Consider the following 25068-nt stretch of genomic DNA (forward strand, 5'->3'; position numbering starts at 1 on the left):
CACCCGTCCCGCGCCGATTCAGCCCGCACGGCCCGGACGGCCCGCACCGGGCCCGGCCGACCCTCCCGCCCGGTCGACGGCCGCGGGCGGCGGCGCCGAGCGCACCCGGGCGCGCGGGCAGTCGAGATGGACGACCAGTTCCAGGTGGTCGATCCGGGACACCAGTCCGACCGGTACCAGGACCGGGGCGCCCGGCACCCACGGCCGGGTGTCCACCAGCAGGTGGTCCCCGGCGTCCTGGTCCACCCGGCCCAGCGGGCCGTCCGTCGCCTCGACCTCGTAGCCGACCAGCGTGAGATCGGCGGCGTGGTGGGAGCCGGGGCGGTACTCCCACAGCTCGGTGGTCATCACGTCTCCGGATAGTCCCAGGGCCTGCGTTCACGACCGTCCTGCCGGCCGCGGCGCCCCTCCGGATGATCGCCGGGGCGGTCGCCGCCGTCCGTGGGCTCCCCCGGCCACCCGCGGGCGCGCGGTTCCCGGTACCCGCCGTCCAGCAGTTCGTCCGCCGTCTCCGCACGGGCGCGCCGCCGACGGCGCAGCACGGTCGACAGGGCCGCCGCCAGCAGGACGCTGCCGACCCAGACCGCCGCCGAGGCGATCGCCACGGCCGCGGTCGGCTTGCGCACCGCGACGCTGAGGCAGACCGCCGACATCACCAGTGCCGTCATCAGCACACCGGCCGGCATCCGGCGGCCGAGGCCGCCCAACGCGTTCCCCAACCGGCTCGGCCGTTTGGCACCCATCGTGCTCAACCGCCGGTCGAGGCGGGTGTCCCTGCTCAGCTCGCCCTCGATCTCGGCCAGGAGCCGCCGCTCCCGTCCGCTCAGCGCGGGTCCGTCCATCTCGGTCACCTCCGGCACTTCCGGTGACGACGTCCTCCCGCCCGGGCGAGTGCCCGGAGGGTGCGGGCTAACCGCTCCGGCCCGCCAAGGCGGTCGAAGCAGTCCACCCGGTCGACGCGGTCGGACGGCGGTCGCGGAACGCCCGGGGGCGGGCGAGCAGGCTGTCGTCCAGCACGCGCAACAGGGCCGCGGCGTCACGGTGCACCTCGACGGCGCCCGCGGCCCGCAGTTCGGGCGCGGTGGCACCGACGCCGAGCACGGCGACACAGGCCACCCCGGCCCGGCGCGCCGCCCGGACCTCGGGCACGCTCCCGGCGACGAACACCGCGTGCGCGGGTTCGCCGCCGACCAGGTCGAGCGCGGCCCGAACCGGGTCGTGACCGGGGTCGGTCACGGTGAGCGCGGGGGTCCCGGCAGGACCGGGAGCGGTCAGCAGCACGGTCCAGCCACGGGCGGCGCACTCGCGCGGCAGGTCGGCGGAACCGCGTGGCGTCGCACGCCAATCGGCTCCGAAGAGTGCCGCGGAGATGACCGTCATGGCCCACCGCTCCCGTTCCGCACCACGTACGGGCGCGCCCTTCCAGGTTAGGCCCGCACCCGGCACCCCGCCCCCTGCCCGGCGGGGCAGGCGGGGAGCCCCGTGCGGCGGTCGGGGAGCCCGCCGGGCCGGCCGGGACCCGGGCGGACCGCCGCCGTCCGCGCGGGCTCAGCCGTCCCGGCGGCCCCGCGCCCCGGGGCCGGGACCCGCACCGTCGTCGGTGTCGGGGTCGGTGGCCAGCCGGGCGTGGAGGTGCTCGTCGTGGTAGAGGCCGTCGCCGAAGCGGTAGGAGGCGCGCAGGGTGCCTTCGAGCGGGAAGTCGCAGCGTTCGGCGACCCGGCAGGAGGCGGGGTTGTCGACCGCGTGCGCGAGTTCGATCCGCCGGGCGCCGGCGGTGTCGAAGCCCCAGCGGGTGACCGTGCGGGTGGCCCGGGTGATCACGCCCCGCCCCCGGGCCGCCGCCAGCAGCCAATAGCCGACCATGGCGAGCCCGTCGGCACGGTCGGTCCACCGCAGTGCGATGGTGCCGAGCAGTTCGGAGTCCACGGCGTCCAGGATCGCGAAGTAGGCGAGGCTGCCGTTCTCCCAGCCGGTGGCCCAGCGGTCGAGGCACGCCTCGGCCTGCACCAGGTCGGCGGCGCGCAGCGGATTCCAGAGGGCGATCTCCGGATCGGCGGCGGCCGCGGTCAGGCTCGCCAGTGCACCGCCCCGGACCTCCAGGCCGGGCCGCCACGGGTGCAGGACGACGTCGCCCAGGTCGAGGACGGCCGGGACGAACCCTCGGCTGCCACCGGTCGGCGGTCCTGCGGGAGCTGCGGGAGCTGCGGGAGCGGAGGAAGCGACAGGGCCGACGGATGCGGTGGGGTGCGTGGTGCTCATCCACCCTTCCTATCCCCTCCCCACCTGCCCGGCAACGGATTTACGGCCGCCGCGAAAGCCGGTCGGCACCGCCGCCCCGGCGCGCCACGATCGGCCCATGGCCGAACTCGTCACCACCCACACCTCCGCCCTGGACCACGGCACCAGGGAGGCGGTCCGGGCCCTGCCGGCCGAGGCGTTCGTCGACCTGACCGAGGAGGACCGGGAGCACGGGGTGCTGATCGGGCACGCGGCGGTGGTCCAGCGGCAGCTGCCGCTGCGGCGGACGACGAGGGCGAGGTGGTCGTGCTGCCGGGTGCGGTGGCGCTGGACCCCGACGGGCGGTTGCTGTGCAATCGGCGCGACGGCGACGTCCGGTAGCCGGAGCCCGGGGCCCGGGGCCCGGAGGCCGCCGTCGCGCCGGAGGGTGTCAGACCCGGGCGAGGTAGCCGTTGTCGACGAGCCAGAGCACGTTCAGCCGGGCCGGGCCGTCGGGGACGAGCGCGGCGTCGAGCTGGTACTGCAGGCCGTAGCCGGGCTGACCGAACCAGGGCGCTATCGGTCCGGCGTGCACCTTGAAGGGCTTGACCACCTGGTAGTCGTGGTAGTTGCAGCTCGCGGCCGGGTTGGCGTCCAGGCTCTGCGGCGGGATGGAGCGGCTGGCGTAGGGCAGGCCCTCGGGGGCGAGGAACGCACCGTACTCGCTGCCGTAGCGGTCGATCCGCTGGTTCGGGTAGAGGGTGATCTCGAACTCGACCGGGGTGCCGTCGGGCAGGGTGACGTAGCCGTTGGCGGGCGGGTATATCCAGCCCGGGCTGCCGTTGTTGGCGGTGGGGCTGTAGTAGGTGGCGAGGAACTTCGCCTCGTCGAGGCCGCCGGTCCGCCGGTAGCCGATCAGCTCGCGGCCGACCGTGCCGGCGGTCGGCAGGTCGGCGGGGCCGAGCCGGGGATCGCCGTGGAAGTCCGCCGTCGAGCACTCGTTGGACGGGGTGGCGGCCGTCCCGGCGGCGAGGGCCGGGGTGGTCGGGGCGAGCAGGGCGACGACCGCGGCGAGCGGTACGGCGAACAGGCGAAGGCGCACGTTGTCTCCGTCATGAGGTGGTGAGCTGGCGAGCAGGTCGGGTGGTGCGGTGATGAGCCGGCAGCGGCACGGCGGGCGGACCGGAGCGTGATCGGTCACCCTCCGTGGCCAAGCCGGCACCAGGCAATCGGATCATCTGACCGCACGTCAACCGCCGGAGCCCGTAACGGGTCCGGAGCCCCCGGTTTCGGCCAACCCGCGCACGCCGGGCGCCGGGGGCGCGCAAACTGGAGGGTCGCGCCCCCAGCCTCGGACCCGGCACAGCCGCCGCAACCAGCGGCGGACCCCGCGGGAGCCGCCGGGGGACGCATCAGTTCCATTGACAGCACGTCGGGCCGGCCCGATCCTCGCCGGTACGGCCCGGCCGCCGGCCACGGCCGCTCGACGACCGGGGGTGGTCAGCGATGACGGACCAGGGCGCCGCACGGCGGATGCCGACGTCGGTCCGGCGGGCGGTCGCGTGCGTGTGGATCCACGCCGCGCTCAGCGGCTGCTCGGGCCTGCTGCTGCTCGGGGCCCTCGGCCGGAACCAGGGCGACGAGGTCGCGCTGGTGCGCTTCGTCGCGATGACCTCCGTGCTGGTCGGCCTGCTGCTCGGCACCTGTGCCGGCCTCGCCTCGCGCCGGGCCGGCTGGACCAGGACGACGGTGGCCGTCATCGAAGCGCTGTCCGTGGCCGTCGGCGTGCTCCTGGTGGCCACCGGCTCGTTCGCCGCCCTGGCCGGCATCGCCCTCGGCGCGTTCGTCCTGCGGGCGTTCCTGTCCTCCGACGGGCGCGCCTGGTTCAGTGACTAGGCACGCCCGTCGGCCCCCGCGGCAGGGGCCGCGGGATTCGGAGCAGGGACCGCGGGGCTCAGCCCCGGCTGCTGGGGGCCAGGCGGCCGAGGAGGTGCAGCAGGCGGTCCAGCGCGTCACGGGAGTTGGGCTCCGTCAGGTTGACCATCAGCCGGAACGCCGCCCGCAGCAGGGCCGGGTTGCCGAGCCCGGCCGCCCCGGCCGCGCCCACCAGACGCGGGCGGCTCAGCGCGGCGGCGGTGAGCCGCCCGAGCGCGAAGTAGCCGTCGTAGGCGGCGCGCAGGGCCTGCGGATAGGCGCGCAGGGCCAGGTCACGGCCGCGGTCGGTGCGCCGGGCGAGGGCCTGGACGATCGCCTCGGCGGCGAAGCGGCCGGACTCCATCGCGTAGGCGATGCCCTCACCGGTGGCCGGGCTGACCGTGCCGCCGGCGTCGCCGACCAGCAACAGGCCGTCGGCGTAGTGGGGTCGGCGGTTGAGTCCCATCGGGAGGGCGGAGCCGCGGATCGGTTCGGTGACGGCCTCGGGGTGGTAGCCGTACTCGGCGGGGAGGTCGTCGCACCAGCGGCGGAGCAGCTGCCGCCAGTCCACCTCGCGGGGCACCGCGCCGGTGTCGACGACGCCGAGGCCGATGTTGGCGGTGCCGTCGCCCATGCCGAACACCCAGGCGTAGCCGGGCAGCAGACGGCGGGCCGGATCGGCGGGGTCGCGCAGGTCGAGCCAGGCCTCCAGGTAGCGGTCCTCGTGGCGCGGGGTGGTGAAGTAGGTGCGGTAGGCGACCCCCATCGCGCGGTCGGTACGGCGGTAGCGCCGCATCGCCAGGGAGAGCCGGGTGGAGTTGCCGTCGGCGGCGACCACCAGGGGCGCGCGGTAGGTGACGGGCCGGCGTTCCTCGCCGAGCCGGGCGGTGACACCGGTGATCCGGCCGGTCCGCTCGTCCAGCACCGGGCCCGCCACGTTGGCCCGCTCCACCAGCCGGGCGCCGGCCGCGGCGGCCCGCCGGGCGAGCAGCTCGTCGAAGTCGGCGCGGCGGCGGACCAGCCCGAAGCCGGGGTAGGCGGCCAGCTCCGGCCAGTCGAGTTCCACCCGGCGCCCGCCCGCGACGATCCGCAGGCCGCGGTTGTGCAGCCAGCCGGCGGATTCCGAGACGTCGATGCCGAGGTCGATCAGCTGCCGGACGGCGCGGGGGGTGAGGCCGTCGCCGCAGACCTTCTCCCGGGGGAAGGCCGACTTCTCCAGCAGGAGGACGTCCAGGCCGGTGCGGGCCAGGTGGTAGGCGGCGGTGGAGCCGGCCGGACCGGCGCCGACCACGATCACATCGGCGGTGTCCACGCCGTTCCCGGACGCGTCGTCGGCGGCGGTCGGCTCCGCCCCCTCGACCGGTTCCGCTCCCCCGGCCTGCTCGGCACCCCCGACCGGCCCGGCAGCCCCGACCGGCTCGGCGCCGTCGGACGGGCCGGCGGGATCCGGCTGGGCGGGACGGGTGGACGACTGCTCTGCTGGGCCGGGCATGCGGCGCTCCCACGGGTGTCGGTCCTGCGGCGGACTCAGCGGATTCGGCGGACACAGACGATATGGACCGCGAACGCCCCGTCGAACCCGACACGCGGGCATCGGCCGCCCCACCCGGCCCCATCCGGCCCGATCGGACCGATCCGGCCCGCCGGCCCCTCACATCCGGGTGACCGAATCGTTGCAATGGACTTGTCGGACAATCGGCTCCGCTTCCTGGCAATTCGGCCAAACCCTCCTTGCGGGGCCGGACCGACTGCGGGAGTTTGATGCGCCTCGTCCGCCGACTGCCGTCGGCCGAGGGCTCCCACCTCCCCGCGCGGTCCCCTCGGGACCGCCGATCCCCGTTGGACACAGCCATGCGCATTCGCTCCACCACGGCACGGTCCCTCGTCGCCGTCCCCGCCGTCGCCGCCCTGCTGCTCGCCACCCCCGCCGCCGAAGCCGCCGCCGGCGGCCAGGCCGCGAAGGGCAACAACGGCACCGTCAAGATCCATGACGCCTCGACGGGTGAGGAGCCCAAGAACAACGAGCCCAAGGTCTGCGCCTTCTACCTGGACTCGTTCGGCTTCGACCCGGGTCAGGACATCGTCTGGCTGATCGCCCAGATGCACACCGACACCAAGGAGACCGCCGTCGTGTACGGCGACATCCCGGTGGACGGCAAGGGCCACGTCCGGACCGAGGACATCAACCTGCCGGACGGCCAGTACAAGCTGTACTGGGCCGCGGTGGAGATGGACCACGGCAAGCTGCCGACGGCGCCGCCGAAGCTCAACAACCCGAAGCACAAGGTGTTCAAGGTGGACTGCGGCGGCCGCACCCCCACCCCGACCGCCACGCCGACCCCGACGCCCACCAAGGCGACCCCGGTCCCGCCGCCGCCCACCACCGCCCCGAGCGCCACGCCCAGCGCGCCGCCGACCACCCCGCCGACCACCCCGCCGACGACGCCGGTCCCGACGGTCCCGGTCACCCCGAGCACGGTGCCCACGGTGGCCCCGAGCGAGACGCCGTCCCAGGCGGCGTCGCCGACCCCGTCCACGCCGCCGACCACGACGCCGCCGAACCCGACGGTCCCGCCGACCGTGGCCCCGAGCGTCACCCCGAGCGAGGTCCCGTCGGTGACCCCGAGTGCCACGCCGAGCGGCACCCCGGCCACCACCCCGGCCGCGACCCCGTCGGCCACCCCGGGCGCCACCGGTTCGGCGAGCCCGTCGGGCACCGCCACCCCGGGCGGCCAGGCGCCGGAGCCGAGTGCGAGCGGCCCGGCCCCCAAGCCCACCGCAACCGTTCCGGTGCACGTCGCGCCGGCGAACACCGTCGTCGACCCGGCCAACCCGCTGATCATGCCGACCCAGGTCAGCGTGCCGACCCCGATCGCCGGTGGCACCTCCTCCGGCAAGGACCTCGCGTCCACCGGGAGCAACGGCACCGGCACCCTGCTGATGGCCGGCGCGGGCACCGTCCTGCTGCTCGGCGGCGCGGGCGCCGTCGTCTACACCCGCCGTACCCGCCGCTCCTCCTGATCCGGCGCCCGGACCTCCGGCACCCGGACACACGAACGGGCCGGTGACCCTCAAGGTCACCGGCCCGTTCGTGTGTCCCCGCCCCCACCCCCCGGAGGGCGCTCAGGGGGTGATCGCCAGCTCCACGTAGGCGGCCAGGATGGCCAGGTGCACCGCGCCCTGGAGCGGCGTCGCCCGGCGCGGGATGACCGTCAGCGTGCCGACCACGATGGTCAGCGTGAGCAGCACCAGGTGCGAGGAGTCCAGGCCGAGCACCAGCGGCCCGGAGAGCCAGTACGAGGCGACCGCCACGGCCGGGATGGTCAGGCCGATGCTCGCCAGCGCGGAGCCGAGCGCCAGGTTGAGGCTGGTCTGCACCCGGTTGCGCTTGGCCGCGCGCAGGGCGGCGATGGTCTCCGGCAGCAGGACGAGCAGCGCGATCACGACACCCACCACCGAGTTCGGCAGCCCGGCCGACTGTACCGCCGACTCGATGGTCGGGGACACGCCCTTGGCCAGGCCGACCACCGACACCAGCGCCACACCGAGCAGGACCAGGCTGACGACGGCGGCCCGGCGGGTCGGCGGCTCGGCGTGGTCGTCCTCCTCGACCACCTTGCCCTCCGGGGTGACCGGCAGGAAGTACTCCCGGTGCCGAACGGCCAGGGTGGCCACGAACAGCCCGTACAGCACGAGCGAGGCGGCCGCCGCGAAGGCGAGCTGGGCGGGCGAGAACTGCGGGCCGGGCGAGCTGGTGGTGAAGGTCGGCAGGACCAGGCTGAGCGTGGCGAGGGTGCCGATGCAGGCCAGCGCGGCCCCCGTCCCCTCGGCGTTGAAGACCGCCACCCGGTACTTGCTGGCCGCCACCACGATGGACAGGCCGAGGATGCCGTTGCAGGTGATCATCACCGCGGCGAACACGGTGTCCCGGGCGAGCGTCGCCGACTTGTCACCGCCGTCGATCATCAGGGTCACGATCAGCGCGACCTCGATCACCGTCACCGCGACCGCGAGCACCAGGGAACCGAACGGTTCGCCCACCTTGTGGGCGATCACCTCCGCGTGGTGCACGGCGGCGAGCACGGCACCCGCCAGGAACAGCGACACCACGCCCACCACCCAGCCGGGGAGGTCGCGGTGCCAGGTCAGGGCGAGGACGGCGAAGGCCAGCAGGGGCACGACGACGGTCCACTGCGTGACGACGGGACGGAGCTTGGTGAACATGCCGCCGAGCATCCCATCCGGAAGCACAGGTTCCGTGGCGACGCCACCGGGGAGGCCACGGATGTGGCCGACCTCATGACCCGGCCACCGTAGTCCCGCCGTACTCCGCGAGGTAGGCGAGGACCTTGCTGACGTGCGGTTTCACCCGATCGGGTACACCGCCGGCGTCGGCGACCGTCTTGTCGCTCGTCCGGTAGCCGGCCGTCACCAGGGCGGGCAGTTGGGCGGCGGGATAGCCGCGCTGCTTGAAGCGCTGGGCGAGCCAGCAGACGTAGCCGCCCATCGCGGCGATGGCGTCGTCGGGGTCCAGGTAGTCCTTGACGCCGTCGTGGTCGGCGTCCTGCGCCCAGGCGTTGAAGACCGAGGGCGTCCACATCGCCACGCCGTACTCCCCGGTCTCGGGACGGGCGACGGCCGGGTCGAAGCCGGACTCCGCCTTGATCATCGCGGCCAGCAGCACCGGGGTGACCTCGGCCTCGGGGCAGCGGCGGGCCGCGTCGTCGATCGGCGCGCGCAGCGCGGCGGGGACGTCGGCGCCGGGCGGGATCGCACCGGGCCGGACCGGACCGCGCACCGGCGGCGGCGCCCCGGACGACCCGGGCGGCCCGGACGCGGACGGCCCGGACGCGGACGGCCCGGACGCGGTCGGCTCGGACGCGGTCGGCTCGGACGGCTCCGGCGCGCCGGTGAGCGCCAGCAGGACGGCGGCCCCGGTGAGCAGCGCCGTCGCGCCCACGGCGGTGCGGCGGCGCCGCAGCCGCAGCCGCACCGGAGCCTCACCCGCGGGCGGCGCGTCCTCGTCGAGCGCCACGGCGAGCAGCGCCGCGAGGTCGAGCTCGGCGCGCCGCCGCCGGTCGGCCGTCAGGCAGGCGCCGACCAGCGGCCGCCACCGCTCCGGCAGCGCGGCGTCCAGCCGCAGCGGGGCGCTGCCGCGCGCGTACGCCAGGGCGGCGAGCGAGCGGGCGCGGGCGGTGGCGCCGAGGAACGGGTGCAGGCCGCCGGTCAGCAGTTGGTGGGCGAGGACGCCGAAGGCCCACAGGTCGGCGCTCGGACGCAGGGCCACGCCGTGCGCGCCGGTCCGCTGGGACCACCACTCCGGTGGCACGTGGTCGGGCGAGCCGAGCGGCGGGGCGTAGGCGTGGGTGCCGTCCAGTTCGGCGGTCAGGCCGAAGTCGGCGAGCTTGGCGGTGCCGTCGGGCATCAGCAGGACGTTGGCGGGCTTGAGGTCGCCGTGCACCCAGCCGGCGGTGTGCATGTGGCGCAGGCCGGCGGCGACCTCGGCGAGGATCCGGCCGGCGTCCGGGACGGGGGCCGGCGGTCGCGTCGCGGCCAGGACGTCCTGGAGGCTGCCCGCGGCGCGCTCCATCACCAGGGCGAGCGCGCCGTCCAGTGCGGGATGGGCCGGGTCCGCGAGGGTGACCGCAGCGAGGGTGCGGATCAGGTGGGGGTGGTCGGCACTCCGGCTGAACCGCAGCTCGCTGTGGGCGAGTTGGAGCATGGTTTCGCGCTGGCCGGGGCTGAGCCGGCCGGGGTGGAGGAACTTGACGGCCGCCTCGCACGGACCGCTCCCGGACGGGCCGCTAGAGCCGCCACCGCACGTCTCGCCGGAGCCGCCGCCGGGCCCGCCACCGGACCCCGGCCCCTCGCGGCGGGCCGCGTAGACGCTTCCCCAGCCGCCCGCCCCGATCAGCTCGCCGACCCGGTACCCCGCGACCGGGTAGCCGGGCGGCACCGCGAACCCCGCCCCGCCGTCCGGGGGTTCGGGCCGGGCCGGCGGCGCGGCGCTCGGTGCCACCGCCGGGTCACCCGCCGCGCCGGGGCGGGAGCAGCGCCAGGTGCTCCTCCCGCACGAGGTCGAACCGCAGGGCCAGCGCCACGAGTTCCTCCCGCTTGCCGCCCGGGTCGCCCCCTTCCACCGGGTCGCGCAGCCGGAGCTTGCTGCCGACCAGGTAGTCGATGTGGTAGTTGACGGCCGAGCGACTGAGGTCGCGGCAGGCCGGCAGGTCGCGCAGCCGCGCCACCACGTCGGTGGCGCCGGGCACGGCCGCCGCGGAGGGCGAGCGCAGCCGCGGCTCGCAGAGCGCGAGCAGGACGAGGAAGTACTTGGCGGTCGGGTCCAGGGCGAACGGGCTGACCGTGCGTTCTCCGCCCGGAGCGGCCGGCTCGCCGCTCAGGTAGGCGTGTTGGGGGGCGAAGACCTTGAACGCCGCCGGTTCGCCGTGGGCGGGCAGCAGGATCCGGGAGATCTCGAACGGGACGGGCGCACCGATCCGCCCGGGCGCGACCTTGACGTGCTCGCCCGCGCCTTCGAGGTTCTCCACGACGTAGGTGGCGGTGGCGCTGAAGTTGGAGAGCCGCCAGTAGTCCTCGGCGGCGGTGATCTCGCCGGCCCGGCGCGACACGCCCGGATCGGGGATCGGGACGGCGGGCGGGCGGCCGGGCTCGCCGCGCCCGAACGCGGCCGTGTCACCCGGCCCGAGGTGCAGCAGGGCCGGACGGCTGGGCGGGGCGCTGCGGGGCGGCCTCGACAGGCGGGCGAAGCGACGGTCGGCCGGGGCCGGCGGGCGGGCGTCGGGCAACTGCACGATGACCGTGGTCATCCGGGGTCACCTCCGGGGGTCGGCCCGATCGTAGCGGCCCGAACCATCCGGCAGCGCCGGGCCGACCCGGACGAGTGAACGAGGAGCCGCCAGGTGCGAGTTGCCACCTGGCGCACCGTCACATTCGATCACCGGCGCCCGCACCGTCACGTCGGCCGGTCGACACCTCAATGTCATCCCGATGCCACCGGCGCGATCGCTCTCAGTAGTCGAGCGATCACCATCAGTGTGATGCAGCACACACGGGGAACCTTAAAGATTTGTGCAAGACTCACCTCACAGAGCGAAATCCCCTTTCATTCCAAGGAGGTTGACATCATGCGCGCTCGGATTGCAGCTCTCATGGCGGCGGCGGCAGGAATCACTGTGGTCACGGTCCTTCCGGCCGCGGCCGCGACGACCGCACCCGGGGCCACGGCCGAGACGGGTACCGTCGCGTGCGCGACGGTGCTGAACCAGCCGTGCGTCTGGCACGAGACCGACGGTGCGGGCGTCGTCGGCGTCGCCCAGGTCACCGCCGACCCCAGCCAGTTGACGATCGTCAAGGTCGAGGTGCGCACCCAGCACGCCTGGGGGAGCCCGTGGGTGACCGCCGCTTCCGCGACCACCTACGCCCAGGGCTTCGCGAAGGCCGTGACGCCCCGCGTGGTCACCTCGGACCTCAAGATAGTCTGCGCCACCGCGGGCCCCGCCCAGGACGTGGCGCAGCAGGTGACCACCTGTACCAACCCGTTCTGACGCCCCGTCCGATGACGGGGCTCTGACGGGCCGGAGCCTCGCGCGCCCCGGCCCGGGCCGGCCACCGGGCCCGCACCCGGTGGCCGGCGCCGTCCCCCCAGGACGCATCCGCCCCCGCTTCCACCAGCAATCACTCAGGATGCTCACAGCCGTCGCTCAGTTCACCGGCCATCGGCAAATGCGCCAACCACCCGTCGAAACCCGTCCCCGGTGCGCAACCCGGTTCGGAGCATGGGTTTTTGCACTATCTTGGGATTTCGTGGAGCGGGGCGGGCCGCCCACCCGACAGGCGTGCGCCGAACGGCCGGGCCTGACGGTGCAGCGTGCTCCACCCCCGCCAGCGCACCATCGCACGGGGAGGAAGGGGGAGCGCGTCCATGCCCGAAGGAACCGCGCATTCGACCGGGGCCGCCGAAGGCCCGAGCAGCGCGACGGCCGCCGGGACCACCACGGCCACGACCACCACCACGGCCACCACCACCGCCACGACCGCGACCACCGTCGTCGGCCCGACGGACGCCGCCCCGCCGCGCGCGCGGCTCGCCGGCCGGCGGGCGACCGTCGACGCCGTCCTGCGCCACTCACCGCTCCAGCCGCTCTTCCGGCTCGCCGCCACCCGCCGGCTGGCCGTGCTCGCCTACCACGGGGTGGACGATCCCCGGGTGTTCGCGCTCCAGATGGAGCGCCTGGTCCGCCACGCCCGCCCGGTCCCGCTCGCCGCCGTCGAGCAGGCGGCGCACACCGGCCGGCCGCTGCCGCACCGCAGCGTGCTGGTGACCTTCGACGACGGCGACCGCACGGTGCTCACCGAGGGCCTGCCGGTACTGGCCCGGTACAACATTCCCGCCGCCGCCTTCGTGGTCACCGACCTCATCGGCGGCGACCAGCCGTTCTGGTGGCGCGAGGCCGCCTTCCTCGCCGCGCACGGCGGCACCGCCCGCGCCCTGGCCGACTGTCCGCCGGGCGGTGCGGTCCGCCGGATGAAGACCCTCGCCGACCCGGACCGCCGCGCCGCGCTGGCCGAACTCCGGGCGAGCGCCGCGGTCCGCGCACCGCGGCAGGAACAGCTCACCCCGGCCGACCTGCTGACGCTCACCCGCGGCGGCGTCGCGATCGGCAACCACACCGCCGGCCACCCCTGCCTCGACCGGTGCGAGGACGACACCGTGGAGGCCGAGGTGAGCGGCGCGCACCGGGCACTCACCGGTTGGCTCGGCGGCGAGGCGCCCACCGCCTTCGCCTACCCCAACGGCAACCTCGACCCGCGCGCCGAGGCCCTGCTGAACCGCCTCGGCTACCGGCTCGGCTTCCTGTTCGACCACCGCCACGACCGGCTGCTGCCGCCGAACCCGCTGCGGATCAGCCGGCTGCGGGTCAACTCCACCACCGGCCGGGACCGCTTCGACACCATCCTCTCCGGGCTCCACCCGGCCGTGCACCGCCTGCGCGGCGGCACCTGACGGACCGCTCCGGCGGGGGCGCGCACCCCCGGCCGCTCCCCCGCCCGGACGGCCGGCGCGGGGACCGCTTGCCCGGAACCCCGCCGCCCGGGGGTGGGGATCCGGGAGAATACCGACCGGCCCGCGACCGGCCGCCGGCCGGCGGGAACACCGGGAACGGACGAGCCTGGGGGGCAGCACACATGGGAACAGCGCATCCGGGACCGACACCTCCGAACCCGGCCGGTCCGACGGCATCCGTCGCCGCGCCCTCCGGTGCGCGCGCGGTGCCGGTCCGGTACCGGTCGGCCGCCCTGCCGACGGACGTGGTCGACGGCTGGCGCGAGCTGGTGGCGGGCCGCGCGGGCGGGACGGGCGGCTCCTGGTTCAGCACGCCCGAGTGGACGCTGGCCTGGTGGGAGACGCTGGGGGCCGCCGAGGGCGGTGCGCGCTCCGGTGCCGGCGGCGAGGGCGAGGGCGAGGTCGTGGTGTGGCGGGACGGGGACGGCCGGGTCGACGCCGTCGTCCCGCTGTTGCGCACCGTCCAGCGCCTCCACCCGCGCGCGCCGCTGCCCGTCCCCTGCCTGACCGTGCTGGGCTCGGGGCCGGGCGCCGCCGACCACTGCGGCTTCGCCGTCGCCCCGCACCGCCGAGCCGAGGTCGCCGACTGGCTGGCCCGGCGCGGGCGGCGGGCCACCCTGCTGCTCGCCGACCTCGACCCGGACCAGGCCGGCCTGCTGCCGCCCGGCGCGGTGGAGATCGGCCGCACCCCCTGCCCGCGGGCCGATCTGACGGCCGGACCGGACGCGCTGGGTTCGCGGCAGTTCCGCGCCAACCTGCGCCGCTACGGCCGCAAGCTGGCCGCCGAGGGCATCACCTTCCGCTGGGTGCCGCCCGCCCTGGCGCTGTCCGAACTCCCGGAGCGCTTCGACCTGTTGCGCACCGCCGTCCGGCTGCACCGGCTGCGCCGGGCCGCGCTCGGCCGGCCGACCACCTTCGACGAGGCCCGCGCCCCGCTGCACCTGCGGGTGATCGAGCGGGCCGCCGACACCCACCACGGCGAGGGCCCGGCCTTCCTGGTCGCGGAGCGGGCGGGCGAGGTCGTCGGCGTGCTCTACGGCTTCCAGTGGCGCGACACCTTCGCCTACTACCAGATCGGCTGGGACGTGACCTGGGCCCCGCTGCGGCTGGGCACGGCGGTGATCGCCGAGGCGATCCGGGCGGCCTCCGGACAGGGGCTCACCACCTTCGACTTCCTGCGCGGCACCGAGCCGTACAAGTACCGCTTCGACGCGGTGGACCGCGAGGACGTCTCCTGGCTGGTGCCGCACGGCGTGCCGGGGGCACTGCTCGGGCTCAAGTACCGGGCCAAGGCCGCGCGCCGGGCCCCGGCCGGGGCGTCGGCGGCGACGGCGGCGTCGGCGGCGACGGCGACAGGAGCGGCGGCCGAGGCGGCAACGGCCGTCCCCGCCCGGGACTGACGGCGGGGGCTCGTCAGCGGCGGGCGTCCAGCCAGGAGGCGAAGGCCTCCAGGGCGGGTGCGGGATCCCGCCGGCCGACGCCGATCCGGAACCGGTCGGCGGGCGTCGCGGTCAGCTCCGAACGGAACACGGAGGCCGGCAGCAGCAGGACGCCGGCCTCCTCGACCAGCCCCCGGCAGAACGACTCGACACCGTCCGCGCCGAGGTAGCGCGGGTAGGCGACGCAGCCGCCGTCCGGGGCGCGCCACTCGAAGAGGTCGGCGAAGCGGGCGAAGAACGCGTCGAAGAGTGGCAGGTTGGCCGCGATCAGCGCCCGGTTGCGGGCCAGGATCGGCTCCCGGGCCTTGATCGCGATCCGCGCCAGGATCTCGCTGGGGGCGGCGTTGCAGATCGTGGTGTAGTGCTTGGCGCGCTCCAGCCGGCCGCGCAACTCCCGGTCCCGGCAGACGATCCAGCCGATCCGCAGCCCGGGCAGGCCGAGCGACTTGGACGTGACGTCGAGCGAGAGAGCGCGTTCGGAGAGGTCCGCGGCCCTCGGCAGGGCGCGGGCCGGGTCGCGCTCCAGGCCGCGGTAGACCTCGTCGCTGAACAGGTGGATGCCGCGCTCGTCGCAGAGTTCGGCCAGCCGCACGAAGTCGGCGGCCTCGATCACCTTCCCGGTGGGGTTGTTGGGGAAGTTGACGGAGACGACACGGGTGTCGGGGCGCAGCGCCGCGGTCAGCTCGTCGAGGTCGAGCGCCCAGTCGCGGTCGGGGTCGAGCGCGACGCCGGTGACCTCGCAGAGCGAGAGCGGCAGGGTTTCGGCGGACTGGTAGTTGGGGGTGACGACGACGGCGTGGTCGTCCGGGCCGAGCAGCACCTGCATGGCGAGGTTGAGCCCCTCCTGGGCGCCGCCGAAGCAGATCACGTCCTCGGGGCCGGCCAGGTCGTACATGTCGGCGACCGCCTCACGCAGGGCCGGGTCGCCGAAGGTCTCGGTGTAGCCGAGGGCGAGGGTCTCCCAGGCGTGCCGGTCCTCGGTGTCCGCCAGGTCGAGCAGTTCGGACATCGCCATGGTCTGCGCGTCGGAGGCGGTGAGGTGATGGCGGGCGGTGAACTCCCAGCGGGAGAAGTACGTCTCCAGCCGGAAGTCGGGGAGCCTGGTCATGGCGGTTCTCGTTCCTCGGTGCGATGGGTTCGTGCTTCTGCGTACGGCGTTCTGCGTACGGCGTTCTCGCGGCGGCGGGGTCAGTGCGGCGGCTGCGCGGGCCCGGGCGTGCCGCGCAGTTCGGCGAGCAGGGTGTAGACGGTGGAGCGGGAGACCTTGAGCGCCGTCGCGACGGCCGGGACGGCGCGGCGCACGGCGAGCACCCCGGCCCGGTCGAGTTCGCGGAGCACGGCGAGCCGGTCCTCGCGGCCCAGCCGCTCCGGGGGCCGCCCGTGGGCGCGGACGTAGCCGCCGATCACGTCGTTCATCCGCTCGGTCCAGTCCTGTTCGAAGAGCGGTTCGGGGCGCGGGGCGGTCGGCGCGGCGAAGGCGGCGAGCAGCTCGGCCGCGTGTTCCAGCGGACCGCGGTCGAGATTGACGCACAGGACGGCGGCGGGCCGACCGTCCTCGTCGCGGAGCACGGCGCTGACCGAGGAGAGCCGCCGGCCGTCGGGGAGCAGCTTCGGGTAGGGGCCGTAGACGTCGGGGGCGGCCTGGTCGAGCCCGTCGAGTTCGCCGAGCAGCGAGGGGTCGCCCGGACCGCGGTCGCCCATCGGGTTCCAGATGGCGAGCACCTCGTCGCGGACGGCGTCGTGCAGCACCACCTCGGCGTAGGGGCCGAGCAGCAGGGCGACGGCCCGGCAGACGGGGGCCCAGGTGCGCAGGCGCGGGTCGGGGGTCTCGGTGGTCACCTCTGGACTGTACGTCCAGACTGGATGTTTCGTCCAGACGGTGACGCGGGACGGGCCCGCCCCCGGGATCGTTCACCCCGGGGACGGGCCCGTCCGACTGTGCCGGCTGCGGCTCAGTCGCAGGTGATCGCCAGCAGCGCGACCTTGCAGGTGCGGCTCGCCGTGTCGTTGGCGGCCACCGGGTCGGCCGGGGCACCGGCCGTCCGGGCGGTGGTGACGGTGAACGTCCGCCCGAGGTTGAGGAGTTGGCTCACCTGGAGGGTGAGGTGGCGGGTGGTGCTCGCGCCGGCGGCCAGCGGGGCGGTGAGCGCGCAGGTCAGGTGGCCGGCGGCGACGCCGCAGTCGGTGCTGCTCGCGGCGAGCCCGGTGGGCAGGGCCGCCCCGACGGTCGCGGCGGTCACCGCACCGGGGCCCTGGTTGGTGACGGTGAGGGTGTAGTCGACCCGGCCGCCGAGCAGGTTGGCCACCGGGCTGGCGACGAGCGAAACGGCGAGGTCGGCGGCGGGCGCCTCGTAGCCGAACCGGTCGGCCGCCGAGACGGCGCTGGTGCCGCCGGGTGTGGTGACCCGCACGTCGACCGTCCCGGCGGTGGCCGAGGCCGGGGCCGTGGCGGTGCAGGAGGTCGCGGTGCAGGAGAAGGACGCCGCGTCGCCCGCGGCGCCGAAGTTCACGGCGGTCGCGCCGGCCAGGTCGGTGCCGGTGACGGTGACGACCGTGCCGCCGGCCTGCGGGCCGCTCGCCGGGCTGACGCCGGTGACCGCCGGCACCGGCAGCGGGAAGCCGAGGACGTTCACGGTGGCGCCGTCGAAGTCGGCGAGGTAGCCGTGCCGGCTGTCGGGGGTGACCGCCAGGGTGAACGGGCTCGCGCCGACCGGGACGGTGGCGGTGACGGTGCCGCTCGCGGTGTCGAGCACGCTGAGCGTGCTGTCGGCGTAGTTGCTCGCGTAGACGGAGCGGCCGTCGGGGGCGGCGGCGACCGCGTACGGGTTGGCGCCGACCTGGACGGTGGCGGTCACCGCCCGGGTGGCGGTGTCCAGCACGCTGACGGTGGAGTCGCCGCCGTTGCCGGTCCACAGCCGGGAGCCGTCGGGGGCCAGGGCGAGGCCGAAGACGCCGTGGCCGACCGGTATCGAGGCGCTCAGGGTGGCGGTGGCGGTGTCGATCACGTCGACCCGCTGCGCGCCGGAGGCGGCGACGTACACGTGCCCGCCGTCCGGGGCGACGGCCACCCCGTGCGGCCCGGCGCCGACCGGGACGGTGGCGGCCACGGTGTTGGTCGCGGTGTCGAGCACGCTGACCGTGCCGGCGGCGGCGTTGGTGATGTAGGCGCGGGAGCCGTCGGGGGCGAGCGCCACGCCGAAGGCGCCGGCGCCGGCCGGGACGGTGGCGGTGACGGCGCCGCTCGCGGTGTCCACCACGCTGACGGTGCCGGTGAGGTGGTGGGTGAGGTAGGCGTGTCCGCCGTCGGGCGCGAGGGCGACCGCGTAGGAGCCGGTGCCGGCGGTGAAGGTGCCGGTGACCGCGCCGGTGGCGGTGGACAGCACGGTCACCGTGCCGCTGCTCTGACTGGTCACATAGGCGCGCCCGCCGTCCGGCGCGAGGGCGACGCCCGCCGGGTAGGGGGCGACGGCGACGGTCGCGGCCACGACGGGCGGCGGCGCCGCGGTGGCACCCGTGGGGGCGGCCGTGGCGGTGGCGGGTTGGGAGAGCAGGGCGGCCGTGGCCGCGCCGGCGGCGGCCACGGCCGTCCAGAAGCGGCGCGGTGTGGGGCGTGTGGTCAACGGGATCTCCAGACTCCTCGGCGGAACGGGCGGTACGCGGTCGCCCTCGGCGACCCGGGGGGACCGCCCGGATCGCCCGAAGCGTAGAAGCCCGACTGACGAAGCGTCAGGAGATGACTGGGATTGTCACCAACCGTTCAATTCCGCTCAGTTGGTCCCTGTTCGAACCGTCGGCGCCACACCGGGCTCGGCGCCGCGACGGGCATTACTATCATGCTAAAACCGATCGTTTATTCATCGATAGTTCTAGGCGTACTACACTCGCCGGCAGGCAGCGGAACCATGACACGGCGGGCGAGAGGAGCGGCAGCGATGACCGACGAAGGACGGGTCGAGGTCCCCACCCGCACCCTGGTCGAGGGCATGGTCCGGGCGGACGGCACCGTCGACGCCGGCGAGCTGTACGAGGTCGCGGGCGAGCTGGGCATGACCGACCAGCAGGTGCGCCTGTGCATCAAGCGGATGGCCGCCGACGGCCTGCTCGTCCAGGAGGGTCGCGGCCGGCGCGCCGTACTGCGCGAGACCGAGCACGCCCGGCGGTCCGCGGAGCCCGAGGTCGGGTTCGTCCGCCACATGTACGCCCAGGACGCCGGACTCGCCCCCTGGGACGGCCGCTGGCACCTCGTCGCCTTCGCGGTCCCCGAATCCGCCCGCACCGCACGGGACGCGCTGCGGGAGACGCTGGTCCGGCACGGCGGCGCCGCCGTCCAGGGCGGGCTCTACGTCAGCGCCAACGACTGGGCGCCGTACGTCGAGGCCGAGGCCGCCCGCCTCGGCATCGCCGACCGCGTCACCCTGCTCACCACCACCGACCTGCGGATCGCCGGCGACAAGGACCCGCTCGCCCTCGCGCGCCGGCTCTGGCCGCTCGACGACCTCGCCGAGGGCCACCGCCGGCTGGCCGCCCTCGCCGCCGACCGCCTCACCCGGCTGACCGCCACGGCCCCGGACAGCGCACCCACCTGGGTCGAGCACGTCGCGATCGCCCTCGAACTGGCCGCCGAGTTCACCCGCGCCACCACCCCCGACCCGCTGCTCCCGCCCGAACTCCTCCCCCGGCCCTGGCCCGGCACCGAGGCACGCGCCCTCACCGCCGACTGCTGGCGCCTGCTGCGCCGCGCGGGGCAGGGCGCTCCCGACCCCGGGCCCCGGTTCTTCCAGCGCTACGACGCGGTCATGGCCGAGATCACCGGCGAGGCGCGGACGGCCTGACGGAACGACCGGCGGCGGACCGGCAGCGGACCGGCGGCGGGCGCGGAACGCCCGACGGCGCTGCCGGGTGAGCGGCAGCGCCGTCGGGCGGGCGGTGGCCGGAACGTCCCGGCCGGGCCGACTCAGCGCTTGACGGCCACACCGCCGTACATCGCGATGTTCTGGTCCCGGACCGGTGCGGCGCCCGGCTCCGGGTGCCAGTGGTGGACCAGCGTGACGCCCGGCTCCAGCAGCTCATAGCCCTCGAAGAAGGCGAGCGTCTCGGCCCGGTCGCGGATCTGCAGCGGGATGCCCCGGGTGTTGTACTCGCGGCCCACCCCGCCGACGCCGACCGGGTCGGTGTCGCCCGTGAAGACGCTCAACGCCAGGAAGCTGCCCGGCGCCAGACGGTCCATCAGACGGCGCACGATGCCCTGCGGATCGTCCTCGTCCAGCACGAAGTGCACGATCGCGATCAGCGACAGCGCCACCGGCTGCGTGAGGTCGAGCACCTCGCGCAGCCGCGGCGAGTCCAGGATCGCGTCGACGTCCCGCAGATCGGCGTCCAGGTAGGCGGTGCGGCCCTCGGGGCGGCTGGACATCAGGGCCCGGGCGTGGGTCAGCACGATCGGGTCGTTGTCGACGTACACCACCCGCGACTCCGGCGCCACCGCCTGGGCGATCTCGTGCACGTTCGGCGAGGTCGGAATGCCCGCGCCGATGTCCAGGAACTGGCGCACGCCGTGCTGTTCGGCGAGCCGGCGGACCACCCGTTCCATGAAGCTGCGGGTGCTGCGCATCGAGGTCGGCAGGGCCGGCCAGGCCTTCACGGAGGCGTGCGCGGCGGCCCGGTCCGGCTCGAAGTTGGTCTTGCCGCCGATGAGGTAGTCGTACACCCGTGCCGAGTGCGGCACGTCCATCCGCAGATCGACCCCCGTCCAGCCGTCCTCGCCGGGCCCTCCCGACCGCTCTCCCGACACCCAGTCAGCGTGCGACATGTGCCGCCCCTCCCGATCTCCCCGTTGACGTTCCACTCGTGCCACATCCGCGTTTCGCCCGCGTCAACTCCGCTGGCGGAACGCCTTCGTGCGCATGGTAACCGTAACCCGGGAAGCGGCGGCCGGTCGGGGCCTCAGCTCTGCCCGAACAGCGCCGCGAAGGCTGCCTCCAGGCCGCTCACCGCCGCGGCGAGCACCGCGACCGCGCGCAGCGCGTCGGCCACCGTGCGGACCCGCCGGCGCAGCGGGCCCTCGCGCGGCTCGTCGAGGGCCGCCTCGTCGAGGATGCCGGCGAGCGCGGCGTCGGCGTCCTCGGCGTCCTCCTCGGACACCGCGCCCGGCTGTTCGGCGCGCAGCCGGGCGAGCGCGGCCCGCAGCGCCTCGGCCGCCGTCCGCAGTCCCTCGGGGCCGGCCGGAACCGCCGGTCCGGCGGCGCCGCCGCCGATCGACACGGTGGCGCCCCGGCCGCCGGCCACGGGGCCGTGCACGGTGGAGCCGACCACCTGGACGCCGCCGTCGTTCCAGTTGCCGCCGGCCGGCGGTCCGGCCTGGCCGGGGGGCTGATCGCCCATCACTTCCCCTTCCCGTTGCTCATGTCGACCTTCGCGCCGGCGCCGCCCGCGACCGGGCCGTGCACGGTGGAGTTGACCACCTGGACGCCGCCGTTGTTGACGTTGGTGATGCCCTGGGCCTGCTCCTCGAACGCCGCGCTGTCGTAGCCGCGTGCCCGCAGTTCGTCGCCGACCGCGCTGAACACCCGCTGGGTGACGGTGTTCAGGAAGCGCTGCACGTCGTGCGACTGGAAGATGTTCTGGTACTCGCCGCCGGCGCCGAGCTCGCGCACGCTCAGCCGGGGCGCGTAGTCGACCGCGTAGCCGGCGCGGGTGAGGTAGCGGTAGCGGCGCCGCAGCCGGGCGGCCCGGCCGTGCGAGGCCCGGACCTCCCCCAGCTGGCCGAGGGCGATCCCGATGTCGCCGCCGAGCCGCCGGGCGGCCCAGCCGAGCGCGTTCGCGGCGTGGGCCGCTCCGGAGCGCCGCCCGAGCAGGTCGACCACGTGGTACGCCTGCGCGACCGGCTCCAGCACGTAGGGCAGCCACTCCAGGTAGAGCAGTCCGCCGCGGGTGCTGGCACGGACCAGCACGGTGATCACCACCTCCTCCTGCCAGGAGCCGACCCGGATCGCCAGGTAGTGGCGCAGCCGTTCGTGGCCGGTGCGGCTGAGCAGGTCCGCCCAGGCGGGTTCGAGCAGCACGGCGTCGCCGGCGTGGCCGGACATCGCGCCGAGCCAGCCCGCCGGGTCGTCGCCGCGCAGACTGGGCCGGAACACCCGGTCGGTGACGGAGAGTCCGCGCAGCGGGTCCTCGGGATAGCGCGGGTCCTCGGCCAGTGCGCGCACCCGCTGGGCGATCGTGCGGTAGAGCACGGTGGCGTCGATCGGCTCGGGCGCCCGCCCCCGGGCGGCGCGTTCGGCGGAGGGGCGCAGCTCGAAGGTCATCCGCCAGGTGCGCCCGGCCCGGCCGAGGCCGACCAGCGGGGCCTGCCGGCGGTAGAGCAGTTCGGGTCCGCTCTGCTGTTCGCGCAGCCGTTCGTACAGCAGGGCGGCCCGGGCGCCGTTCGGCTGCGGGGGCGGGACGGCGGCGCCGCCGGGGTCGGCGAACGCGGCCAGGCGGCGCCTGATCCGGTAGCGCAGGACGGCGGCGGTCATCCAGAGCAGCAGCAGTTCGACGAACGCGTACCCGGCGCCGCCGAGCAGGTCCGGGTCGACGTCGTCCAGCCGGTCCCGCAGGCCGAGGCTCAGGGCGACCGCCGTCAGGACCGCGAGGACGAGGAGCCGGCCGATCCAGGTGGTGAGGGTGGCGCCGGGGCCGGTGCGGCGCGGGGCGCGCGGGGCGATCACCAGCCGCTCCACCTCCAGGCCGAGCCGGTGGTCCATCCGGTGCGTGCCGAGGCCGCCGACCAGGCCCAGCAGCAGGACCAGCAGCAGGACCGCGGTGCCGGCCGCGACGCCGAACAGCGGGAAGCCGAGGACGAGGAGGAGCAGGCAGACGGCACCGGTCCAGGCCTCCCAGCGGCGGGCGGTGAGGGCCTCGTGCAGTACCCGGACCAGATCGGTGCCGGGCGAGGGGGCGGGGATGCGGAAGGACTGTTCGACCAGTTCCTCGATCAGCTCCGCGCGGAAGCGCCGGTCCAGCCAGGCGGCGGCGCACAGGTAGCGGGTGGCGTCGCCGGGGACGGGGCCGGCCTGGTGGAGCAGGTTCTCGGGCGTCGCCGGCACGGCGGGCGGGGCGGTCGCGGGCGCGGCGGGCGCGGCGGCGGGCACGGTGGGCGGAGGACCCGGCCGGACCGACGCGTCCTGCGGCAGGGGCCGGACCGGACCGAGCGGGATCGACGCGGACGGCGGGTACCCCGGTGGCGGGGCGGACGGACGCGGCGGTGGAGTCGGCGGTGGTCCCTGTGGCGGAGGTGGCGGTGGGGTGCCACTGTCCATGATGTCCCCATTCCCCAGGCCTTGTTCCGGCGAACGAGCTTGGCCAGTAAAGCAGTTGACCTTCCCGGCGGACAGCCCCCGGACCGCGACCGCGGGTAACGGTTCGGCTCCGCCGAGTGGTGCGTGCAAGAAATTGGAGTTCTGGATTCGTATTCGATAGCTTTTCGAACGTGAGGCTGACCAAGAGCACCGACATCGCCCTCCGCATCGCCATGCGGCTGGCCGTCCTCGACGAGGAGGCCAACCCGACCACCCGCGAGGTGGCCGAGGCGGTCGGCGTGCCGTACACCCACGCCGCCAAGGTGGTCAGCCGGCTGCAGCACCTGGGCGTGGTGACGGCGCGGCGCGGTCGTGGCGGGGGCCTGGCCCTCACCACCGCCGGTCGCACCGGTTCGCTCGGACTGCTGCTGCGCGAACTGGAAGGGGTGGGTGACGTGGTCGGCTGCGAGGACGATCCACCGTGCCCGCTGCGGTCGTCCTGCCGGCTGCGCGGGGCACTGCGCACCGCGCAGGCGGCGTTCTACGCCACCCTCGACCCGCTCTCGATCGGCGATCTGGTGTCCGCGCCGACCGGGCCCGTCCTGCTCGGCCTCACCCTGAGACCGGGTCTCGCCCCGAGACCCGAACCCGTCGCCGGCCCCACCGGCTGACGCGTTCCGGCACACCCCGACGCACCACCCGCGGGACCGCGCCATGCGCGGCACCGCACCACCCCACCGCACGGCCCCACCGTCGCACCACGTCACCTCCCCACGCCGGTCCGCGCTTCCGCACGGCCGAAAATACGATTCTCAGATTCCAGTTTGGAGTGCATTCGATGCTGTCCGCCAAGTCCGCCGAGGTCGTCGAAGCCACCCTGCCCGTCGTGGGCGGTGCGATCGGCGACATCACGCCGCTCTTCTACGAGAAGATGTTCGCCGCCCACCCGGAGCTGCTGCGCGACCTGTTCAACCGCGGCAACCAGGCCAACGGCAGCCAGCGGCAGGCGCTCGCGGGCTCGATAGCCGCCTTCGCGACCGCGCTGATCGCCGCGCCGGACAGCCGTCCGGACGCGCTGCTCGCCCGCATCGCCCACAAGCACGTCTCGGTCGGCATCACCAACGACCAGTACCGGATCGTCCACGAGCACCTGTTCGCCGCCATCGTCGAGGTGCTCGGCGAGGCCGTCACCCCCGAGGTCGCGGCCGCCTGGGACGAGGTCTACTGGCTGATGGCCAACGCCCTCATCGCCATCGAGGACCGGCTGCGCGAGGAGTCCGCCGCCGCCCAGGGCCTCGACCCGGCCGACCTGTGGCGCCCCTACACCGTGGTGGCCCGCCACCAGGAGACCGAGGACGTCACCACCTACCTGGTCCGCCCGGCCGACGGCAGGCCGCTGCCGCCGGCCGCGCCCGGCCAGTACGTCTCGGTGCGCGCCGAACTCCCGGACGGCGCCCACCAGATCCGCCAGTACAGCCTCTCCGGCGCCCCGGACGGCGTGCTCCAGTTCAGCGTGAAGCGCGCCACCGCCGAGGCCGCGGGCGGCCCCGACGGCGAGGTCTCCAACCACCTGCACGCGACCCTGCGCGCCGGCGACGTCCTCGACATCGCCCCGCCGTTCGGCGACGTCGCGCTCGCCGACGGCGACGGCCCGGTGCTGCTCGCCTCGGCCGGCATCGGCAACACCCCGATGACCGCGATGCTGGCCAAGCTCGCCGCCACCGGCTCGACCCGCCGGGTCGTCACCGTGCACGGCGACCGCGACCAGCTGTCGCACGCCTTCCGCGCCGACCTCGCCCAGCTGACCGCCAAGCTGCCGAACGCCGCCGCCCACGTCTTCTACGAGCAGCCGCTCGGCGACTGGCCGGCCGACCGCACCGGCCTGGTGGACCTGGCCACGGTCGAGGTCCCGGCGGGCACCACCGCCTACCTCTGCGGCCCGCTGCCCTTCCTGCGCGCCGTCCGCGGCCAGCTCCTCACGGCCGGCGTCCCGGCCGCGGACATCCACTACGAGGTGTTCGGCCCGGACCTCTGGCTCGGCCAGGACGCCTGACCCCGGTGGGCCCGCCGCCCCCGAGGCGGGCCCACCGGCCCCGCGCCGCCCCCGCCCCCGCCCGGGCCGGGCGGCCCGGCAGCGGGC

Annotated in this window: 23 protein-coding genes; 8 read left to right on the top strand and 15 right to left on the bottom strand. The window is 75.4% G+C overall.

Going from position 1 to position 25068, the window contains the following annotated elements; all coding sequences use genetic code 11:
* Positions 1 to 18 precede the first annotated feature (18 nt).
* The 5 genes from ABZW10_RS20715 to ABZW10_RS20735 all read right to left on the bottom strand — a co-directional run bounded on the left by ABZW10_RS20715 (position 19) and on the right by ABZW10_RS20735 (position 3319).
* Complete coding sequence (locus ABZW10_RS20715) at positions 19 to 348, bottom strand: PRC-barrel domain containing protein (RefSeq protein ID WP_355367709.1); 330 nt, start codon at positions 346 to 348, stop codon at positions 19 to 21.
* Positions 348 to 851, bottom strand: coding sequence for a hypothetical protein (locus ABZW10_RS20720; protein ID WP_355367712.1), 504 nt, complete (start codon positions 849 to 851; stop codon positions 348 to 350). Before ABZW10_RS20720 ends, ABZW10_RS20715 begins: the two co-directional genes overlap by 1 nt.
* 58 nt (positions 852 to 909) lie before the next feature.
* Positions 910 to 1380, bottom strand: a complete 471-nt coding sequence (locus tag ABZW10_RS20725) for a hypothetical protein (protein WP_355367715.1) — start codon at positions 1378 to 1380, stop codon at positions 910 to 912.
* A gap of 168 nt (positions 1381 to 1548) precedes the next feature.
* Positions 1549 to 2259: a GNAT family protein gene (locus tag ABZW10_RS20730; RefSeq protein WP_355367718.1), complete on the bottom strand. Its 711-nt coding sequence runs from the start codon at positions 2257 to 2259 to the stop codon at positions 1549 to 1551.
* 409 nt (positions 2260 to 2668) lie between these two features.
* A complete protein-coding gene (locus tag ABZW10_RS20735; protein ID WP_355367721.1) occupies positions 2669 to 3319 on the bottom strand; it encodes a TNT domain-containing protein in 651 nt (216 codons plus the stop codon).
* A 404-nt stretch (positions 3320 to 3723) separates the two neighbouring features.
* Between ABZW10_RS20735 and ABZW10_RS20740 the strand changes: the two genes are divergently transcribed.
* Complete coding sequence (locus tag ABZW10_RS20740) at positions 3724 to 4113, top strand: hypothetical protein (protein ID WP_355367724.1); 390 nt, start codon at positions 3724 to 3726, stop codon at positions 4111 to 4113.
* 58 nt (positions 4114 to 4171) lie between these two features.
* Here ABZW10_RS20740 and ABZW10_RS20745 read toward each other — a convergent pair whose 3' ends face one another.
* Positions 4172 to 5623 (bottom strand): geranylgeranyl reductase family protein, encoded by a 1452-nt coding sequence (locus ABZW10_RS20745; protein ID WP_355367727.1) that lies wholly within the window; start codon positions 5621 to 5623, stop codon positions 4172 to 4174.
* Positions 5624 to 5982: 359 nt separating this feature from the next.
* Here ABZW10_RS20745 and ABZW10_RS20750 point away from each other — a divergent pair, with 359 nt between their 5' ends.
* Positions 5983 to 7152: an LPXTG cell wall anchor domain-containing protein gene (locus ABZW10_RS20750; RefSeq protein WP_355367730.1), complete on the top strand. Its 1170-nt coding sequence runs from the start codon at positions 5983 to 5985 to the stop codon at positions 7150 to 7152.
* Positions 7153 to 7254: 102 nt separating this feature from the next.
* Here the strand turns inward: ABZW10_RS20750 and ABZW10_RS20755 are convergent, their stop codons facing one another.
* The 3 genes from ABZW10_RS20755 to ABZW10_RS20765 form a co-directional block, all read right to left on the bottom strand.
* Positions 7255 to 8355 (bottom strand): ionic transporter y4hA, encoded by a 1101-nt coding sequence (locus tag ABZW10_RS20755; RefSeq protein ID WP_355367733.1) that lies wholly within the window; start codon positions 8353 to 8355, stop codon positions 7255 to 7257.
* 73 nt (positions 8356 to 8428) lie between these two features.
* The gene (locus ABZW10_RS20760) at positions 8429 to 10150 is read right to left on the bottom strand and encodes a serine/threonine-protein kinase (protein ID WP_355367736.1); all 1722 of its coding nucleotides are present in this window, start codon (positions 10148 to 10150) and stop codon (positions 8429 to 8431) included.
* 7 nt (positions 10151 to 10157) lie between these two features.
* Positions 10158 to 10955, bottom strand: coding sequence for a serine/threonine protein kinase (locus ABZW10_RS20765; RefSeq protein WP_355367739.1), 798 nt, complete (start codon positions 10953 to 10955; stop codon positions 10158 to 10160).
* A gap of 318 nt (positions 10956 to 11273) precedes the next feature.
* Between ABZW10_RS20765 and ABZW10_RS20770 the strand changes: the two genes are divergently transcribed.
* From ABZW10_RS20770 to ABZW10_RS20780, 3 genes are all read left to right on the top strand, one after another.
* A complete protein-coding gene (locus tag ABZW10_RS20770) occupies positions 11274 to 11693 on the top strand; it encodes a hypothetical protein (RefSeq protein ID WP_355367742.1) in 420 nt (139 codons plus the stop codon).
* A 377-nt stretch (positions 11694 to 12070) separates the two neighbouring features.
* Positions 12071 to 13153, top strand: coding sequence for a polysaccharide deacetylase family protein (locus ABZW10_RS20775; protein ID WP_355367745.1), 1083 nt, complete (start codon positions 12071 to 12073; stop codon positions 13151 to 13153).
* A gap of 266 nt (positions 13154 to 13419) precedes the next feature.
* Positions 13420 to 14613 carry a GNAT family N-acetyltransferase gene (locus ABZW10_RS20780; protein ID WP_355367748.1) on the top strand — a complete coding sequence of 398 codons (1194 nt, stop codon included), beginning with the start codon at positions 13420 to 13422 and terminating at the stop codon, positions 14611 to 14613.
* Positions 14614 to 14626: 13 nt separating this feature from the next.
* Here ABZW10_RS20780 and ABZW10_RS20785 read toward each other — a convergent pair whose 3' ends face one another.
* The 3 genes from ABZW10_RS20785 to ABZW10_RS20795 form a co-directional block, all read right to left on the bottom strand.
* Positions 14627 to 15760, bottom strand: a complete 1134-nt coding sequence (locus ABZW10_RS20785) for a pyridoxal phosphate-dependent aminotransferase (protein ID WP_355367751.1) — start codon at positions 15758 to 15760, stop codon at positions 14627 to 14629.
* An 80-nt stretch (positions 15761 to 15840) separates the two neighbouring features.
* Complete coding sequence (locus tag ABZW10_RS20790) at positions 15841 to 16491, bottom strand: PAS domain-containing protein (RefSeq protein ID WP_355367754.1); 651 nt, start codon at positions 16489 to 16491, stop codon at positions 15841 to 15843.
* A 113-nt stretch (positions 16492 to 16604) separates the two neighbouring features.
* Positions 16605 to 18272, bottom strand: coding sequence for a cytochrome D1 domain-containing protein (locus ABZW10_RS20795; protein ID WP_355367757.1), 1668 nt, complete (start codon positions 18270 to 18272; stop codon positions 16605 to 16607).
* A gap of 312 nt (positions 18273 to 18584) precedes the next feature.
* Between ABZW10_RS20795 and ABZW10_RS20800 the strand changes: the two genes are divergently transcribed.
* Positions 18585 to 19484: a PaaX family transcriptional regulator C-terminal domain-containing protein gene (locus ABZW10_RS20800; protein WP_355367760.1), complete on the top strand. Its 900-nt coding sequence runs from the start codon at positions 18585 to 18587 to the stop codon at positions 19482 to 19484.
* Positions 19485 to 19606: 122 nt separating this feature from the next.
* Here the strand turns inward: ABZW10_RS20800 and ABZW10_RS20805 are convergent, their stop codons facing one another.
* The 3 genes from ABZW10_RS20805 to ABZW10_RS20815 form a co-directional block, all read right to left on the bottom strand.
* Positions 19607 to 20383: an SAM-dependent methyltransferase gene (locus ABZW10_RS20805; protein WP_355367787.1), complete on the bottom strand. Its 777-nt coding sequence runs from the start codon at positions 20381 to 20383 to the stop codon at positions 19607 to 19609.
* A gap of 212 nt (positions 20384 to 20595) precedes the next feature.
* Positions 20596 to 21033 (bottom strand): hypothetical protein, encoded by a 438-nt coding sequence (locus ABZW10_RS20810; protein ID WP_355367763.1) that lies wholly within the window; start codon positions 21031 to 21033, stop codon positions 20596 to 20598.
* Entirely contained in the window at positions 21033 to 22781 is a 1749-nt protein-coding gene (locus tag ABZW10_RS20815; protein WP_355367766.1) for a hypothetical protein, read from the bottom strand. The genes ABZW10_RS20810 and ABZW10_RS20815 overlap by 1 nt, the downstream gene beginning before the upstream one ends.
* A 338-nt stretch (positions 22782 to 23119) precedes the next feature.
* Between ABZW10_RS20815 and ABZW10_RS20820 the strand changes: the two genes are divergently transcribed.
* Positions 23120 to 23599, top strand: a complete 480-nt coding sequence (locus ABZW10_RS20820) for an Rrf2 family transcriptional regulator (RefSeq protein WP_355367769.1) — start codon at positions 23120 to 23122, stop codon at positions 23597 to 23599.
* Between the two features lie 167 nt (positions 23600 to 23766).
* Complete coding sequence (locus ABZW10_RS20825) at positions 23767 to 24981, top strand: globin domain-containing protein (RefSeq protein WP_355367772.1); 1215 nt, start codon at positions 23767 to 23769, stop codon at positions 24979 to 24981.
* The last annotated feature ends 87 nt before the right edge of the window (positions 24982 to 25068 follow it).

It is taken from the genome of Kitasatospora sp. NPDC004723, from assembly GCF_040609255.1.
Classification (GTDB): Bacteria; Actinomycetota; Actinomycetes; order Streptomycetales; family Streptomycetaceae; genus Kitasatospora.

What these genes read in the sequence shown, in the direction of transcription:
- ABZW10_RS20775 (WP_355367745.1), top strand. Translation starts at nt 12,071, where the DNA reads ATGCCCGAAGGAACCGCGCATTCGACCGGGGCCGCCGAAGGCCCGAGC.
- ABZW10_RS20755 (WP_355367733.1), bottom strand. Translation starts at nt 8,355, where the DNA reads ATGTTCACCAAGCTCCGTCCCGTCGTCACGCAGTGGACCGTCGTCGTG.
- ABZW10_RS20825 (WP_355367772.1), top strand. Translation starts at nt 23,767, where the DNA reads ATGCTGTCCGCCAAGTCCGCCGAGGTCGTCGAAGCCACCCTGCCCGTC.
- ABZW10_RS20730 (WP_355367718.1), bottom strand. Translation starts at nt 2,259, where the DNA reads ATGAGCACCACGCACCCCACCGCATCCGTCGGCCCTGTCGCTTCCTCC.
- ABZW10_RS20810 (WP_355367763.1), bottom strand. Translation starts at nt 21,033, where the DNA reads ATGGGCGATCAGCCCCCCGGCCAGGCCGGACCGCCGGCCGGCGGCAAC.
- ABZW10_RS20740 (WP_355367724.1), top strand. Translation starts at nt 3,724, where the DNA reads ATGACGGACCAGGGCGCCGCACGGCGGATGCCGACGTCGGTCCGGCGG.
- ABZW10_RS20770 (WP_355367742.1), top strand. Translation starts at nt 11,274, where the DNA reads ATGCGCGCTCGGATTGCAGCTCTCATGGCGGCGGCGGCAGGAATCACT.
- ABZW10_RS20750 (WP_355367730.1), top strand. Translation starts at nt 5,983, where the DNA reads ATGCGCATTCGCTCCACCACGGCACGGTCCCTCGTCGCCGTCCCCGCC.
- ABZW10_RS20725 (WP_355367715.1), bottom strand. Translation starts at nt 1,380, where the DNA reads ATGACGGTCATCTCCGCGGCACTCTTCGGAGCCGATTGGCGTGCGACG.
- ABZW10_RS20805 (WP_355367787.1), bottom strand. Translation starts at nt 20,383, where the DNA reads ATGGACGTGCCGCACTCGGCACGGGTGTACGACTACCTCATCGGCGGC.
- ABZW10_RS20745 (WP_355367727.1), bottom strand. Translation starts at nt 5,623, where the DNA reads ATGCCCGGCCCAGCAGAGCAGTCGTCCACCCGTCCCGCCCAGCCGGAT.
- ABZW10_RS20715 (WP_355367709.1), bottom strand. Translation starts at nt 348, where the DNA reads ATGACCACCGAGCTGTGGGAGTACCGCCCCGGCTCCCACCACGCCGCC.
- ABZW10_RS20765 (WP_355367739.1), bottom strand. Translation starts at nt 10,955, where the DNA reads ATGACCACGGTCATCGTGCAGTTGCCCGACGCCCGCCCGCCGGCCCCG.
- ABZW10_RS20800 (WP_355367760.1), top strand. Translation starts at nt 18,585, where the DNA reads ATGACCGACGAAGGACGGGTCGAGGTCCCCACCCGCACCCTGGTCGAG.
- ABZW10_RS20785 (WP_355367751.1), bottom strand. Translation starts at nt 15,760, where the DNA reads ATGACCAGGCTCCCCGACTTCCGGCTGGAGACGTACTTCTCCCGCTGG.